Raw genomic sequence first — 16,291 nt, forward strand, 5'->3', positions numbered from 1 at the left:
TTTTTAACGAGCGCAAAGATACATTTAACTTGAGAATGTATCAGTGATCATGATCGCAAATGTAATAATCCACTTTTATTATGTGGATTCTCAGGTCTTTACCCTGTAATACTATTTTCTATTAAAATTTATGGTCGCCAAGGCTGGCATTTGCAGTATGTGTGATAAATGCGATGTGGGGTAAATGCGATGTTTTTGCTGGTAAAAATGCTAAAAATGGCGTTTTCCAATGGTTAATCATATCTATTTGTAATAATTTGCGGTCGTATCTTATACGCAAACGATTGGCTTGTGGAAGACAAAAATAAAAAGCAGAGGCGGATAAAAGAAAAAACCGGCGAAAAGTTCGCCGGTTGGGGAGAGGGATGCGCAACGAATAACCGTCAGGCGCAAATTTCGTAGCAAGGAATGTAGGCTGAACCCGGAAGTTTCATACGATGCTGGGCGACGAAGCCCTGGAGCAGTTCGTCCATACGGCGCATCATCTCTTTATCGCCGTGGATTTTGTACGGCCCGTTTTCTTCAATGGCGCGGATGCCCACTTCTTTAACGTTACCAGCCACGATGCCAGAGAAGGCACGACGCAGGTCAGCGGCTAATACTTCAACGGGCTGATCTGGATACAGTTTCAGGTTCGCCATATTCTCATGCGTCGGTTCGAACGGCATTTGCAGATCCGGCGCGATGCGAATTGACCAGTTAAAGCTGTAAGCATCGCCGGTATCGCGACGGTTTTCTTTCACCAGCGGCATCGCTTTTTTCATCTGCCGCGCCACTTCCGCTTCATCGTCGATGATGATTTTGTAATGACGGCGCGCGCCTTCGCCCAGCGTATGCACCACAAACTCGTCCAGTACGCGGAAGTAGTCTGCGCTCTCTTTCGGGCCGGTAAGGATGAGCGGCAGCACCTGGTCTTTATTCGCTGGGTTCATCAGAATCCCCAGCAGATAAAGCAGTTCTTCTGCCGTACCCACGCCGCCAGGGAAGATGATTATCCCGTGCGCGATACGGACGAACGCTTCAAGACGTTTTTCGATGTCCGGCATGATAATCAGCTCGTTCACCAGCGGGTTAGGCGGCTCGGCGGCAATGATGGATGGCTCGGTCATGCCGATAAAGCGCCCTTCTTTATAACGCTGCTGTGCGTGACCGACCGCCGCACCTTTCATCGGTGCTTCCATCGCGCCTGGCCCGCAGCCGGTGCAGATATTCAGCTCGCGCAGGCCAAGCTGGTTACCGACGCGACGAGCGTACAGGTATTCATTTTCATTAATAGAGTGACCGCCCCAGCACACAACCATGCTCGGCGCCTCGCCAACGTGCAGCGCACGGGCGTTACGCAAGATGGAAAACACCAGGTTGGTAATGTGCGTTGAGCTTTCTAAATCCAGGCTTGGATAGCGGACAGTGTTATGGATTTGCCCGTAAACAAACAGGATATCGCGCAGTACGGCAAACAGGTTGGCCTGCAAAGAACGGATGATGCGACCATCAACGAACGCCTCTTCCGGCGGGTTGATAAGCTCCAGTTTGACGCCACGCTCGCGGCGCAGCACGTTGATATCGAAATTTTCAAAGCGCGACAGCAGCTCTTTGCTGTTATCGGTGAGGCTGCCTGAATTCAGTACAGCCAGAGAGCAGTTGCGGAACAATTGATACAGGTCGCTGCTGGCCGTGCGTTTAAGCATGTCAACTTCCAGCTGCGACAACATATCCATTGAGCCAAGCGGGCTAATATGTGTAATCAAGTGAACTCCTTACGAGACGAAATCGTCTTCCTTGTTGATTACAATAGCCTCGCTGGCTGGTTTTCTACAACCTTATACGCGGAACTAAATGCGCATAATTGATAAATTGTTCAAGTTATTGACGCACCAGGCGGCCAATTGCGGGCACAAAGGCGGTATTTGAGCGCCACGGGTTGATGTCCAGACCGCCACGGCGAGTGTAACGGGCGTAAACGCTCAGGCTTTCGGGCGCGCAAAAACGCAGAATATCGTTGAATATGCGCTCGACGCACTGCTCGTGAAACTCGTTGTGATGGCGGAAAGAAACCAGGTAACGCAGCAGTTTTTCACGGTCAATCTGTGGGCCGCGATATTCAATCTGCACGGAGCCCCAGTCTGGCTGATGGGTAATCAGACAGTTCGACTTCAGCAGATGGCTGACTAACGTCTCGTGCACGACTTTTTCACCCGCCGCGCCGTCCAGATAGTCGGCGTTGAACTGATAACTATCGATTTCAATATCTTGATTATCAATGCAGGTACCGTGGAAATGTGCAATCGGCTGGCCTTCAATTTCGTCCAGGCGATACAGCGCAACGGTCACTTTGCCTTGCGCACAGGCGCTAAGGTCACGTTCAAGCGTTGCCTGCACCTCATCCCAGCTCGCGAAACGCGTCTGGTTAAAGCTGTTGAGATAGAGCTTAAAACTTTTCGACTCCACCAGATTCACCGTGGCATGGCTTAGCTCAACGTGGCCGACGGCCACCTGCGGCAGCCCTTTGGCGTTCAGCCAGGACAGCTCATACAGCGTCCAGATATCCGCGCCGTGGAAAGGCAGCGTATCGGCGTGTAGGCCAAGCGGGTCGCGGTTTAAACTACGCGGCACGCCTTGCAGCAGGCTGGCGTCGTAGGTATCGCGGTAATCTGTGGTTTTACCCAGCGTCAGGCCAGAAAGCGCCTGATGGTTCTCATAAGAAGACATGTTTCACCGTTATAAAGCAGGTACACTATAGCCTTTAGTTTATCCTGGCTAACCTGAAGAGAGAAATTCGTGGATCAACAGACCGCAGATGCTTTACACGCTTTTACTCAACGCTATTGCGATGCCTGGCAGCGCAGCTATAACAGCCTGCCGCGCAGTGAAGATCTGTACGGTATCCCGTCGCCGTGTGTGGTCTCCAGCACCGATGATGCGGTGTTGTGGCAGCCTCAACCGTTTGACGAAGAGCAAAATGTAAATGGCGTTGAACGCGCGTTAGAGGTTGTGGTACAACAATCCATTCACACTTATTATACAACTCAATATGCGGGTGATATGCTGGCACAGTTCAGAGGCGAAACCCTGACACTGTTGCAGGTGTGGAGCCACGACGACTTCCGGCGCGTGCAGGAGAATCTCATTGGTCACCTGGTCACCCAAAAGCGCCTGAAGCTTTCGCCAACGCTGTTTATCGCCACGTTAGACAGTGAACTGGACGTCATTTCGGTGTGCAATTTGACCGGTGAAGTGGTCAAAGAGACGCTGGGAACACCTAAACGTCTGCCTCTGGCCTCATCCCTTGCGAGTTTCCTGAGCCAACTTGAGCCTAATCTGTAAGCTCGATTGCCCATCATCTTGTGAGAGATCTCTTACACGGGTTGTGAGAGATCGCCAGAATATAAGTAAGACACTCCTCCCGGTGAATTTCAAATATCTTTTAATTTCAGTGTGATAAATAAATTTATTAATAATTCTCTGACAAGATCCCCTTAAGTGTTTGCCTGAAGGGGGCTTGTAAGACGAGGCGGAATAGCGGATTCTATCTCCATCGACAGGGAGTCGTGCAGTGAAGTGAACATCAGGATGATGGCACTTCATAGGACACACCGGGAAGGTGCTACAAGGAAAGGCTTCAGGACGAGGCGAAAGGATAACGCAGGACGCGTTGAAGGACACCTCCAGGACGGAGAATGAGAGCCAGACAGGATATCTGGTGGATCAGGAAGATCAGGATACACTCAAGGATTGAGTGAAATCACATCGGGGTGGTGTGAGCAGGATGCAACCGTTTATGGACGAACAGGTCAGGAGACCACAGGAAAAGTTGTCACGGACGAGCAGGGAGCACCAAAAGTAGCTGGATTGCTGCGAAACGAAACCGGGAGCACTGTTTTTACAGTGCTCCCTTTTTTTGTTTCCCGCTAACTAGTGGTATCCTGCGCCCGATTTTGTTTCCTCTGAGGTTCTCATGACACACCACGACCGCTTACGCGACCAACTACTGCTCATTGAAACGCTGCTTCGCCAGCATCAACACTGGCAGGACACCGCGCCGCACGACAGCGCTTTTGCCAGCGATCAGCCGTTCTGCATGGATACGCTGGAGCCGCTAGAGTGGCTACAGTGGGTGCTCATTCCACGTATGCATCAACTGCTGGATAGCGAAATGCCGCTGCCGAAAGATTTTGCCATCGCGCCGTACTATGAAATGGCACTAGACGCCGCGCACCCTATGCGCGCGATTATTCTGCCGCCGTTAGAACAACTGGATGCGTTTTTTGCAGGCGACACCCACTGATGCTGGAAATCATTTACCAGGACGAATGGCTGGTCGCGGTCAACAAGCCCTCTGGCTGGCTGGTACACCGCAGTTGGCTCGACCGCGATGAAAAAGTGGTGGTGATGCAAACCGTGCGCGACCAGATTGGGCAGCACGTTTTTACCGCGCACCGCCTTGACCGTCCTACCTCCGGCGTACTACTGATGGGGTTGTCCAGCGAAGCGGGCCGCCTGCTGTCGCAACAGTTTGAACAGCACCAAATGCAGAAACGCTATCATGCGATTGTGCGCGGTTGGCTGACAGACGATGCTGTACTCGACTACCCATTAGTTGAGGAACTGGACAAAATTGCCGATAAATTTGCTCGTGAAAACAAAGATCCACAGCCTGCGGTAACTCATTATCGCGGCCTGGCGACAGTTGAAATGCCGGTTGCCACCGGGCGTTATCCTACCACTCGCTATGGGCTGGTGGAGTTGGAACCTAAAACGGGGCGTAAGCATCAGTTACGACGCCATTTGGCGCATCTTCGTCATCCGATTATTGGTGATAGCAAGCATGGTGACCTGCGACAGAACCGCAGCGCGGCGGAACATTTTGGTTGCCAGCGCCTGATGCTACACGCCAGCCAACTGTCCTTAACGCACCCGTTTACCGGCGAACCGCTGACGATTCGCGCCGGATTGGATGATGTCTGGATGCAAGCGTTATCACATTTCGGCTGGCGCGGGCTTCTCCCCGATAATGAAAGGGTTGAGTTTGTTGCCGACTGCGGTCAGGATGAAGCTATCCAGAAGTAAACAGGGAGTTAAATTATGGCTGAAGTAGGGATTTTTGTTGGCACGATGTACGGTAACTCGCTGTTGGTTGCCGAAGAAGCCGAAACTATTCTGACCGGTCTTGGTCACCAGGCGAAAGTCTTTGAAGACCCGCTGGTTGCCGATTGGGAAAGCTACACCGGTAAGTATATTTTGGTGGTGACGTCCACGACCGGGCAGGGCGATTTGCCCGACAGCATCGTGCCGTTGTTTAACGATCTCCAGGATATGTATCAGCCGCATCTGCGCTACGGCGTTATTGCGCTGGGCGATAGCACTTACGCCAATTTCTGCGGCGGCGGTAAGCGGTTTGACGCGTTATTGCAGGAGCAAGGTGCGCAGCGCATTGGTGAGATGCTGATGATTGATGCCACCGAAGACCCCGAGCCAGAAAGCGTTTCTAACCCGTGGGTTGAGCAGTGGGCGACGCTGCTTAAATAAATCCCTACCGATATGGCATTGCCGTGCCGTTGGCAATGCCTGATGGCGCTGCGCTTATCAGGCCTACAGGGGGTTGTATGCCAACATTTGGCATGGGATTGGTGTCTTGCCTGATGGCGCTGCGCTTATCAGGCCTACGCGGGTTTGTACGCCAACATTTGCAATGGTTCGTTGTAGGCCGGATAAGGCGTTTACGCCGCCATCCGGCAGGATAGCGGCGCGACCTTTACCCCAACATTTTCTTCGTTTCGCGGGTCACATTATCCATTTCATCCAGCAACTCTAGCAGTTCTGGCTCTAACTCTCCTGCCGAAGTACCGCTACGCAACTGGCCTTCAATGAGTTGGCACAGGTGCTTCAAGCGTGGAACGCCGCTGTAGCCGCAGCTACCGTGCAGTTTATGGATGGCATCAACCAGGTTTTCCGGCTCTTCCCCCACTAACTGTTCTTCCACTTTATTACGCACTTCGGGCAGGAAAGCGATTAGCATTTGCAGCATTTCACGCGCCAGATCGGGTTTATAAGCCGCCTGGCGTAGCGCTAACTGCCAGTCTAGCGTGGCGTTGAGGTCAATCGGCGGCTCCACCGACTCATGCTGTTGCGGGCGTGGTGGCAGGTTCACCCCAGGTTTGTAGCGCAACAGCAAATCACGCAGCCGGTTCTCTTCGATAGGTTTCGCCAGATAATCGTTCATCCCGGCGGTCAGCAGTTTTTCCCGCTGCCCGGCAAGGGCATGGGCGGTGACCGCAATCACCGGAGTCTGCTGTTGGTGCGGAAGCTGGCGAATTAACTCACAGGCACGGATGCCGTCGATATCCGGCATTTGGATATCCATCAGAATCAGATCGAATTTCATCTGCTTTGCGTATTCGATGGCCTGTTTCCCGCTTTCGCACAGCTCGACGTGCTGCACCTGATCGTCGAGTAACGCGCCGATTAACTTCAGGTTCGCCGGATTATCGTCTACTGCCATCACCGTCATCGGCAGACGATGATCGGCATCGGGAAGCTCCGGTAACGACGGCGTGCTGTGGCTAAATTCCAGCAATACCGGCAGCAAACGGGTTACGGTGAGTGGTTTCAGCAGGCAGGCGGCTGCGCCATTTTTCTTCAATGCTTCGGCATCCACCTGAGCATGGCAAGGCAACGCCAGTACCAGGTGATCGGTCATCGCCATCGCGGCAATCAGTTTGTCACGATGAATACTCAAATCGCGCACCGAAACCGGCACGGCAACCAGTAAAATATCGTAAGTCTCGACAGGCAACGCGGCGAGACTGACTGAATAAATCACTTCCAGCGGCGTGGCCGCCAGAATATCCAGCGTTGCCTGTGCCGCTGCGGCGTTGGCCTCTACGTAGGCGATACGTTTGCCAATCAGGCTGCGAGTATCTGGGCCGTCGGAAATGACGTGCGGGTTCAGGTCGAGATTAATACTAAACCAGAAGGTAGAGCCACGGTTTGGCTGGCTGTGGAAGGAGATATCGCCGCCCATTTCACGCACCAGTTTCTGCGTGATAACCAGCCCCAACCCCGTACCGCCGTGGCGGCGGGAAATACTGGCGTCGGCCTGGCGGAACGCCTGGAACAGACGAGACTGATCGCGCTCCGGGATGCCGATGCCGGTATCCCGGATCTGCACTTCAATTTGCACTTTGTTATTGCTGATGGCGCGTTGCTCAACCAGCACATCGATATTGCCGTTTTCCGTAAACTTGATGGCGTTACCCACCAGGTTAGTGATCACTTGTTGCAGACGCAGCGGGTCGCCGATGACGTTATCCGGCACGTCGTTTTTAATCGTTAGCGTCAGCTCCAGCCCTTTATCGTGGGCGGAGTGCGCCAGCAGTGTCACCACTTCGTCCAGCGAGTTACGCAGGGGGAATGGAATGCTTTCTAACAGCAGTTTACCGGCTTCCAGTTTGGAAAAGTCGAGGACATCATTGATGATAGCCAGCAGGTTGTTTGCCGACCGCTCAATGGTGTTCAAATGGTCGCGCTGAGTGGGGTTCAGCTCACTTTTCAGCGTCAGACGGGTAAAGCCGATAACGCCGTTAAGCGGGGTACGCAGCTCGTGCGACATGTTGGCAAGGAATTCGGATTTAATCCGCGCCGCTTCCTGCGCGCGCTTTTTAGCGAGATCCAGCTCGACGTTCTGGATTTCCATCTGTTCGAGGGTTTCGCGTAAATCCGAGGTCGCCTGGTCAACGTTGTGCTGCATCTCCTCGTGGTAGGCGGCAAGGGACATTGCCATCGAGTTGATCCCGTTTTTCAGCATATCCAGCTCGCCCAGCATAAAACCTTCAACGCGGCTATCAAGCTGCCCCCGGCGTATTCGGTCGACGGTATTCACCATGTTGCGAATCGGCCCTGTCACATCTTGCATTAGCCGCCAGCCGAAGATTAGCGCGATGCCAATACAGAACAACATCATCACACTGGAGATGAATATTTCTTTGTACTGCTGTAGGCGTACTGATTTGAGATCCAGCTCCAGCGCCACGTAACCGAGCATATTGACCGGTGTTTTGGCGTCTGACTGAGGAGACTCATCCGGCGAATAATGTTCTGAGATAATGGGTGTTCGCAGGATCATTATATCGCCGTGGCGTGATACGCTTAGTCTCTGTGGAAATGGTGTTCCTGGTGGCAACTGTAGTTCGCTGGAACCTAACTGATAGTTGGAAGTGACAAACAGCTTGTTGTGCTCGTCGTAGACGGAAATTGCGCGCACTATCTCGGAATGACGGCGGTGCAGTACGCTGATTAATTGTCCTATCGATTCGCGGTTTTGTAGATTCATACCGTATTCGCTGGAGACGGCAAGCGGTTCAATAATGCTAGCACCAGCGTCTTCCAGTTGACGCTGTAAGTCGTTATAGCGGTGTACGACAAAGAAGATACTCAGCAGTAAACCGATTAAAACGGTCGGCGCCAGGATCAAAATCATCATTCTTGCACGCAGGCTGTAGTTGGTCATGGAGGTCCGTTGTGGGAGAATCAGGGCAATATTTTTGATTGAGAAAAATCTCTACGATGGCGCAATTCTACTCTGCAAAACGGCGCGTGACGACGCGCCAGATCATAACCGTGACAGTCAACAGTCTTGACCCTTTCGGGCAAGGGGTGGCGCGCCACAACGGTAAAGCATTATTCATCAATGGGTTACTGCCAGAAGAAAGCGCAGAAATTACCCTGACAGAAGATAAAAAACAGTATGCGCGCGGGCGGGTAAAACGTCGCCTGAGCGACAGCCCTGAGCGAGAAACGCCCCGTTGCCCGCACTATGGCGTGTGCGGCGGCTGTCAGCAACAACATGCATCGGTTGCACTGCAACAGCGCAGTAAGCGCGCGGCGCTGAATCGTTTAATGAAGCACGATGTTGATGAAGTGATTGCCGCAGAGCCGTGGGGGTATCGCCGTCGTGCGCGGTTGAGTTTGAATTACCAGCCAAAGACCCAACAGCTGCAAATGGGTTTTCGCAAAGCGAACTCAAACGATATCGTCGATGTGGTGCAATGCCCTGTTTTGGTGCCCGCTCTTGAGGCGTTGTTGCCTGCAGTGCGTGAATGTTTGACCAGCCTGAAAGGCCAGCGGCAGTTGGGGCATGTTGAGCTGGTCAATGCCGATAACGGCCCGCTGATGGTGCTGCGCCATACGGCGGCGCTGACGGGCGGCGATAAAGAAAAACTGGAACGCTTTTCGCATTCTTACGGCGTTGCGCTTTATCTGGCCCCTGAAAGCGAGATACTTGAGCACGTTACGGGTGAAACACCCTGGTATTCTTCAGACGGGCTACGCTTAACCTTCAGCCCGCGTGATTTTATCCAGGTCAATGACGGCGTGAACCAAAAAATGGTCACCACGGCGCTAGCATGGTTGGACATCCAGCCCACCGACCGAGTGCTCGATCTGTTCTGCGGAATGGGTAACTTTACGCTGCCGTTGGCGGCGCGGGCGCAAAGCGTTATCGGCGTTGAAGGGGTTCCGGCGCTGGTGGCTAAAGGGCAGGAAAACGCTATACAGAACCAGTTACACAATGTCATCTTCTTCCACGAAAATCTGGATGAAGATGTTACTCGTCAGGCATGGGCGAAGCAGGGGGTTGACAAAGTTTTACTCGATCCAGCCCGTGCTGGCGCACCGGGCGTGATGCAGCATGTTATAAAATTAGCACCGACGCGGGTGGTTTATGTCTCCTGTAACCCGGCGACGCTGGCGCGAGATAGCGAGGCGCTACTGGCGGCAGGATACCAAATTCAGCGTCTGGCAATGCTTGATATGTTCCCGCACACAGGGCACCAGGAATCGATGGTGCTGTTTGAGCGTAGGTAATTTCGGTGGCTTATCGACTTCGGTAGGCCGGTCCCTTAAAGGAGAGGACGATGGTTGCGGTAAGAAGTGCACATCTAAATAAAGCTGGTGAGTTTGACCCACAGAAATGGATCGCAAGTCTGGGTATTTCCAGCCAGCAGTCGTGTGAACGCTTAGCCGAGACCTGGGATTATTGTCGCCGACAAACTCTGGGACATTCCGATGCAGAACTGATGCTGTGGCGCGGGGTTGAAATGGTCGAAATCCTCTCTACGTTGAGCATGGATAACGACACTCTGCGCGCGGCACTGCTATTCCCGTTAGTGGATGCTAACGTAGTCAGTGAGGAAGTGCTTACTGAGACCGCCGGAACATCGGTCGTCACCCTGATTCACGGCGTGCGGGATATGGCGGCAATTCGCCAACTTAAAGCCACCCATACCGACGCGGTGTCCTCTGATCAGGTGGACAACGTTCGCCGAATGCTGCTGGCGATGGTCGATGACTTCCGCTGCGTGGTTATCAAACTTGCTGAACGTATCGCCCATCTGCGCGAGGTAAAAGACGCGCCGGAAGATGAACGCGTACTGGCAGCGAAAGAGTGTACCAATATCTATGCGCCACTCGCCAACCGTCTGGGGATAGGCCAGCTCAAATGGGAGCTGGAAGACTACTGCTTCCGTTATCTGCATCCGGCGGAATACAAGCGTATCGCCAAACTGCTGCATGAACGCCGCATTGACCGCGAACACTACATTAGCGATTTTGTCGGTCATCTGCGTGGCGAAATGAAAACCGAAGGCGTGAAAGCTGAAGTTTATGGTCGCCCAAAACATATCTACAGCATCTGGCGCAAAATGCAGAAAAAACATCTCGCTTTTGACGAGTTGTTTGACGTGCGCGCGGTGCGTATTGTCGCTGAGCGATTGCAGGACTGCTACGCCGCGCTGGGGATAGTGCATACTCACTATCGCCACCTGCCAGATGAGTTCGACGACTATGTTGCTAACCCTAAACCGAACGGCTACCAGTCTATTCATACGGTCGTTCTGGGGCCGGGCGGCAAAACGGTTGAGATTCAAATTCGTACTAAACAGATGCACGAAGAAGCCGAGCTGGGCGTTGCTGCACACTGGAAGTACAAAGAAGGCACGGCAAGCGGGCCGCGTTCCGGTCACGAAGACCGTATCGCCTGGTTGCGTAAGCTGATTGCGTGGCAGGAAGAGATGGCGGATTCGGGCGAAATGCTCGACGAAGTGCGCAGCCAGGTTTTCGACGACAGAGTGTACGTGTTTACGCCAAAAGGTGATGTGGTGGATCTCCCGGCAGGCTCCACGCCGCTGGATTTCGCCTACCACATTCACAGTGATGTCGGGCACCGTTGCATCGGCGCGAAAATTGGCGGGCGCATCGTACCGTTCACCTATCAACTGCAAATGGGTGACCAAATTGAAATCATCACCCAAAAGCAGCCGAATCCTAGCCGTGACTGGCTGAATCCGAACCTCGGTTACGTTACGACCAGCCGTGGACGCTCGAAAATTCACGCCTGGTTCCGTAAACAGGACAAAGACAAAAATGTGCTGGCCGGTCGGCAGATTCTTGACGATGAGCTGGAGCATTTGGGCATCAGCCTCAAAGAAGCGGAAAAACACCTGCTGCCGCGTTACAACTTTAACGACGTTGAAGAACTGCTGGCAGCCATTGGCGGAGGTGATATTCGCCTCAACCAGATGGTCAACTTCTTACAGGCGCAGTTCAACAAGCCGAGTGCCGCTGAGCAAGATGCCGCCGCGCTGAAACAGCTTCAGCAAAAAAGCTACACGCCGCAAAACCGCAGCAAAGACAATGGACGGGTTGTGGTCGAAGGGGTTGGTAACCTGATGCACCACATTGCGCGCTGCTGCCAGCCAATTCCTGGCGATGAAATCGTTGGTTTTATTACCCAGGGGCGCGGTATTTCCGTCCACCGAGCCGATTGCGATCAGCTGGCTGAGCTGCAATCTCATGCGCCGGAACGCATTGTCGATGCGGTGTGGGGCGAAAGCTACTCGGCGGGCTATTCTCTGGTGGTTCGAGTGCAAGCCAACGATCGTAGCGGCCTGTTGCGTGACATCACCACGATCCTCGCTAACGAAAAGGTGAACGTGCTGGGCGTGGCGAGCCGTAGCGACACTAAGCAGCAGATGGCGACTATCGACATGACGATTGAAATCTACAACCTCCAGGTACTGGGCCGTGTGCTCGGTAAACTGAACCAGGTGCCGGATGTTATTGACGCGCGTCGGCTGCACGGCGGGTAACTCTTCATGTAGGCCGGATGGCGGCATAAATGCCTTATCCGGCCTACAGATTATTCAAATTTCCAGGATTTTCACATGACTCAAATTGACCGACTGCTCACCATCATGCAGCGCCTGCGCGACCCGGAAAACGGCTGCCCATGGGATAAAGAGCAGACGTTCAGCACCATCGCGCCTTACACCCTCGAAGAGACATACGAAGTGCTGGATGCCATCGCCCGTGAGGATTTTGACGACCTGCGCGGTGAATTAGGCGATCTCCTGTTTCAGGTGGTGTTTTATGCCCAGATGGCGCAGGAACAGGGGCGTTTTGACTTCAACGATATCTGTGCCGCTATCAGCGACAAGCTCGAACGCCGCCATCCGCATATTTTTGCGGACGCCAGCGCCGGCAATAGCCAGGAGGTGCTGGCTCGCTGGGAGCAAATCAAAAGTGCAGAGCGCGCAGAGAAAGCGCAGCACTCTGCGCTGGACGATATTCCGCGCAACTTCCCGGCATTAATGCGTGCGCACAAAATTCAGAAACGCTGTTCTGCGGTAGGGTTTGACTGGAAAACGCTCGGCCCAGTGCTCGATAAAGTGTATGAAGAAATTGACGAAGTTATGGACGAAGCCAGGCAAGCAGTGGTTGATGAAGCTAAACTGGAAGAAGAAGTTGGCGATCTGCTGTTTGCCACGGTCAATCTGTCTCGTCATTTAGGGGTAAAAGCTGAGACGGCTTTACAAAAAGCCAATGAGAAATTTGAGCGCCGTTTTCGCGAGGTGGAGCGGATTGTTGCCGCTCGTGGCCTGGAAATGACCGGTGTAGATCTGGACGTTATGGAAGAAGTTTGGCAACAGGTAAAACGGCAGGAATCTGATCTCTAAAGAATTTTTGCGGGGAAGGGCGAGAAGTGCGAAATCTTAAATGACAAGCGCTTGATTTACGTCAAAAACATTTACCCAAAAGGGGCTATTTTCTCACTCCCCATGTTTGTTATCTGCGGCGATTGAGGAGCGAGAATGAAAGTTTGTGGCGCTCGCCATGTTCGGGTATACTACTTTCCCGTCTTGGTTATTCCATCGTTTCACCCTAACTTCTCAGGTCCAGCATGACAACGAACTATATTTTTGTGACCGGCGGGGTCGTATCCTCTCTGGGTAAAGGCATTGCCGCAGCCTCCCTGGCAGCCATTCTTGAGGCTCGTGGCCTCAACGTGACCATGATGAAACTGGATCCGTATATTAACGTCGATCCAGGTACTATGAGTCCAATCCAACACGGGGAAGTGTTCGTTACTGAAGACGGCGCTGAAACCGATCTGGACCTGGGTCACTATGAGCGTTTCATTCGCACCAAAATGACTCGCCGCAATAACTTCACTACCGGTCGTATCTACTCCGATGTCCTGCGCAAAGAGCGCCGTGGCGACTATCTGGGTGCAACCGTACAGGTTATCCCGCACATCACCAACGCGATTAAAGAGCGTGTCCTTGCCGGTGGCGAAGGTCATGACGTCGTTCTGGTTGAAATTGGCGGTACTGTCGGTGATATCGAATCCCTGCCATTCCTGGAAGCGATTCGCCAATTAGCGGTAGATATTGGTCGTGAACACGCGCTGTTCATGCACCTGACTCTGGTTCCTTACCTGGCCGCTGCCGGTGAAGTCAAAACTAAACCGACTCAGCACTCCGTAAAAGAGCTGCTGTCTATCGGTATTCAGCCTGATATTCTGATCTGTCGTTCCGATCGCGCGGTTCCGGCCAACGAGCGTGCAAAAATTGCATTGTTCTGTAACGTGCCAGAAAAAGCCGTTATTTCAATGAAAGATGTCGATTCCATTTATAAAATTCCAGGCCTGTTGAAATCTCAGGGGCTGGACGATTATATTTGTAAACGATTCAGCTTGAACTGCCCGGAAGCAAACCTGGCCGAATGGGAACAGGTTATTTACGAAGAAGCGAATCCGGCAGGCGAAGTTACGATTGGTATGGTCGGCAAGTACATTGAACTGCCAGACGCCTACAAATCCGTTATTGAAGCGCTGAAACACGGTGGCCTGAAAAATCGTGTAACCGTCAACATCAAATTGATCGATTCGCAAGATGTTGAAACACGTGGTGTCGAAATTCTGAAAGATTTGGATGCTATCTTGATTCCAGGCGGCTTCGGCTACCGTGGTGTTGAGGGTAAAATTGCTACCGCACGCTATGCGCGTGAAAACAAAATTCCTTATCTGGGCATCTGCCTGGGTATGCAGGTTGCGCTGATTGAGTTTGCGCGCAACGTAGCGGGGATGGAGAACGCCAATTCTACGGAATTTGTGCCAGACTGTAAGTACCCGGTTGTGGCGCTCATTACCGAATGGCGTGATGAAGATGGCAATGTCGAAGTTCGTACAGAGAAAAGCGATCTCGGCGGCACTATGCGCCTCGGCGCGCAGCAGTGTCAGCTTAGCGATGACAGCTTGGTGCGCCAGATGTACGGCGAGCCAACAATCGTTGAGCGTCACCGTCACCGCTATGAAGTCAACAACATGTTGTTGAAACAGATTGAAGCTGCGGGTCTGCGCGTTGCGGGCCGTTCCGGTGATGATCAGTTGGTCGAGATCATCGAAGTTCCGAACCACCCGTGGTTCGTGGCTTGTCAGTTCCATCCGGAGTTTACTTCTACGCCGCGTGATGGGCATCCGCTGTTTGCAGGCTTTGTGAAAGCCGCCAGCGAGCATCAGAAGCGTCAGGCGAAGTAAGAAAAGTTAGAACGGCAGCGCCCCACGAGGGGCGTTGTTTGTCTGGAGTTTTAGTTTAACTTGTACTGAGGAAAACCTAATGTCCAAAATCGTTAAAATCATCGGTCGTGAAATCATCGACTCCCGTGGTAACCCGACTGTTGAAGCAGAAGTACACCTGGAAGGTGGTTTCGTCGGTATGGCAGCTGCTCCATCAGGTGCTTCTACTGGTTCCCGCGAAGCGCTGGAACTGCGCGATGGCGACAAATCTCGCTTCATGGGTAAAGGCGTACTGAAAGCTGTTGGCGCTGTTAACGGCCCAATCGCTCAGGCTCTGCTGGGTAAAGATGCTAAAGATCAGGCTGGCATCGACAAGATCATGATCGACCTGGACGGTACTGAAAACAAATCCAACTTCGGTGCGAACGCAATCCTGGCTGTGTCCCTGGCGAACGCTAAAGCAGCAGCTGCTGCTAAAGGCCTGCCACTGTACGCACACATTGCTGAACTGAACGGTACTCCGGGTAAATACTCCATGCCGGTTCCGATGATGAACATCATCAACGGTGGTGAGCACGCTGACAACAACGTTGACATCCAGGAGTTCATGATTCAGCCGGTTGGCGCTAAAACTCTGAAAGAAGCCGTACGTATGGGTTCTGAAGTGTTCCACAACCTGGCTAAAGTTCTGAAAGCGAAAGGCATGAACACAGCTGTTGGTGACGAAGGTGGCTACGCGCCAAACCTGGGTTCCAACGCTGAAGCTCTGGCGGTAATCGCTGAAGCTGTTAAAGCTGCAGGCTATGAGCTGGGCAAAGACATCACTCTGGCGATGGACTGTGCAGCTTCTGAATTCTACAAAGACGGTAAATACGTTCTGGCTGGCGAAGGCAACAAAGCATTCACCTCCGAAGAATTCACCCACTTCCTGGAAGAACTGACCAAACAGTACCCGATCGTGTCCATCGAAGATGGTCTGGACGAGTCTGACTGGGATGGTTTCGCATACCAGACTAAAGTTCTGGGCGACAAAATCCAGCTGGTTGGTGACGATCTGTTCGTAACTAACACCAAGATCCTGAAAGAAGGCATCGAAAAAGGCATCGTTAACTCCATCCTGATCAAATTCAACCAGATCGGTTCCCTGACCGAAACTCTGGCTGCGATCAAAATGGCGAAAGACGCTGGCTACACCGCTGTCATCTCTCACCGTTCTGGCGAAACTGAAGACGCTACCATCGCTGACCTGGCTGTTGGTACCGCTGCTGGCCAGATCAAAACTGGTTCTATGAGCCGTTCTGACCGTGTTGCTAAATACAACCAGCTGATTCGTATCGAAGAAGCTCTGGGTGAACAAGCTCCGTACAACGGTCGTAAAGAGATCAAAGGTCAGGCATAAGTCTGATTTTTATCTGATATAAAAATGCCAGCCCTCGGGCT

The 16,291-nt window shown here is 52.7% G+C and carries 13 protein-coding genes; 10 read left to right on the plus strand and 3 right to left on the minus strand.

Going from position 1 to position 16,291, the window contains the following annotated elements:
- Positions 1-383 precede the first annotated feature (383 nt).
- Complete coding sequence (gene ppnN, locus AC6I4B_RS04945; RefSeq protein WP_497770049.1) at positions 384-1,748, minus strand: nucleotide 5'-monophosphate nucleosidase PpnN; 1,365 nt, start codon at positions 1,746-1,748, stop codon at positions 384-386.
- Between the two features lie 115 nt (positions 1,749-1,863).
- Positions 1,864-2,709, minus strand: coding sequence for an NADPH-dependent 7-cyano-7-deazaguanine reductase QueF (gene queF, locus AC6I4B_RS04950; protein WP_497770050.1), 846 nt, complete (start codon positions 2,707-2,709; stop codon positions 1,864-1,866).
- A gap of 69 nt (positions 2,710-2,778) precedes the next feature.
- Here queF and syd point away from each other — a divergent pair, with 69 nt between their 5' ends.
- The 5 genes from syd to AC6I4B_RS04975 all read left to right on the plus strand — a co-directional run bounded on the left by syd (position 2,779) and on the right by AC6I4B_RS04975 (position 5,741).
- Positions 2,779-3,324 carry a SecY-interacting protein gene (syd, locus tag AC6I4B_RS04955; protein WP_497770052.1) on the plus strand — a complete coding sequence of 182 codons (546 nt, stop codon included), beginning with the start codon at positions 2,779-2,781 and terminating at the stop codon, positions 3,322-3,324.
- Between the two features lie 631 nt (positions 3,325-3,955).
- The gene (locus tag AC6I4B_RS04960) at positions 3,956-4,285 is read left to right on the plus strand and encodes a YqcC family protein (protein WP_497770053.1); all 330 of its coding nucleotides are present in this window, start codon (positions 3,956-3,958) and stop codon (positions 4,283-4,285) included.
- Positions 4,285-5,067: a tRNA pseudouridine(65) synthase TruC gene (truC, locus tag AC6I4B_RS04965; RefSeq protein ID WP_497770055.1), complete on the plus strand. Its 783-nt coding sequence runs from the start codon at positions 4,285-4,287 to the stop codon at positions 5,065-5,067. The genes AC6I4B_RS04960 and truC overlap by 1 nt, the downstream gene beginning before the upstream one ends.
- A 15-nt stretch (positions 5,068-5,082) precedes the next feature.
- On the plus strand, positions 5,083-5,526 hold the full coding sequence (locus AC6I4B_RS04970; RefSeq protein WP_497770056.1) for a flavodoxin: 444 nt from the start codon (positions 5,083-5,085) through the stop codon (positions 5,524-5,526).
- Positions 5,527-5,603: 77 nt separating this feature from the next.
- The gene (locus tag AC6I4B_RS04975) at positions 5,604-5,741 is read left to right on the plus strand and encodes a hypothetical protein (RefSeq protein WP_497770057.1); all 138 of its coding nucleotides are present in this window, start codon (positions 5,604-5,606) and stop codon (positions 5,739-5,741) included.
- An 11-nt stretch (positions 5,742-5,752) separates the two neighbouring features.
- Here the strand turns inward: AC6I4B_RS04975 and barA are convergent, their stop codons facing one another.
- Positions 5,753-8,506 carry a two-component sensor histidine kinase BarA gene (gene barA, locus AC6I4B_RS04980; protein ID WP_497770059.1) on the minus strand — a complete coding sequence of 918 codons (2,754 nt, stop codon included), beginning with the start codon at positions 8,504-8,506 and terminating at the stop codon, positions 5,753-5,755.
- A gap of 56 nt (positions 8,507-8,562) precedes the next feature.
- Between barA and rlmD the strand changes: the two genes are divergently transcribed.
- The 5 genes from rlmD to eno all read left to right on the plus strand — a co-directional run bounded on the left by rlmD (position 8,563) and on the right by eno (position 16,250).
- Complete coding sequence (rlmD, locus tag AC6I4B_RS04985; RefSeq protein WP_497770060.1) at positions 8,563-9,861, plus strand: 23S rRNA (uracil(1939)-C(5))-methyltransferase RlmD; 1,299 nt, start codon at positions 8,563-8,565, stop codon at positions 9,859-9,861.
- 50 nt (positions 9,862-9,911) lie between these two features.
- The gene (gene relA, locus AC6I4B_RS04990) at positions 9,912-12,143 is read left to right on the plus strand and encodes a GTP diphosphokinase (RefSeq protein WP_497770062.1); all 2,232 of its coding nucleotides are present in this window, start codon (positions 9,912-9,914) and stop codon (positions 12,141-12,143) included.
- 75 nt (positions 12,144-12,218) lie between these two features.
- Positions 12,219-13,010, plus strand: coding sequence for a nucleoside triphosphate pyrophosphohydrolase (mazG, locus tag AC6I4B_RS04995; protein WP_497770064.1), 792 nt, complete (start codon positions 12,219-12,221; stop codon positions 13,008-13,010).
- Positions 13,011-13,234: 224 nt separating this feature from the next.
- Positions 13,235-14,872, plus strand: coding sequence for a glutamine hydrolyzing CTP synthase (gene pyrG, locus AC6I4B_RS05000; protein WP_497770065.1), 1,638 nt, complete (start codon positions 13,235-13,237; stop codon positions 14,870-14,872).
- 79 nt (positions 14,873-14,951) lie between these two features.
- Positions 14,952-16,250: a phosphopyruvate hydratase gene (gene eno, locus AC6I4B_RS05005; RefSeq protein WP_079938701.1), complete on the plus strand. Its 1,299-nt coding sequence runs from the start codon at positions 14,952-14,954 to the stop codon at positions 16,248-16,250.
- Positions 16,251-16,291 lie beyond the last annotated feature (41 nt).

Source organism: Kluyvera fluvialis (genome assembly GCF_059725275.1).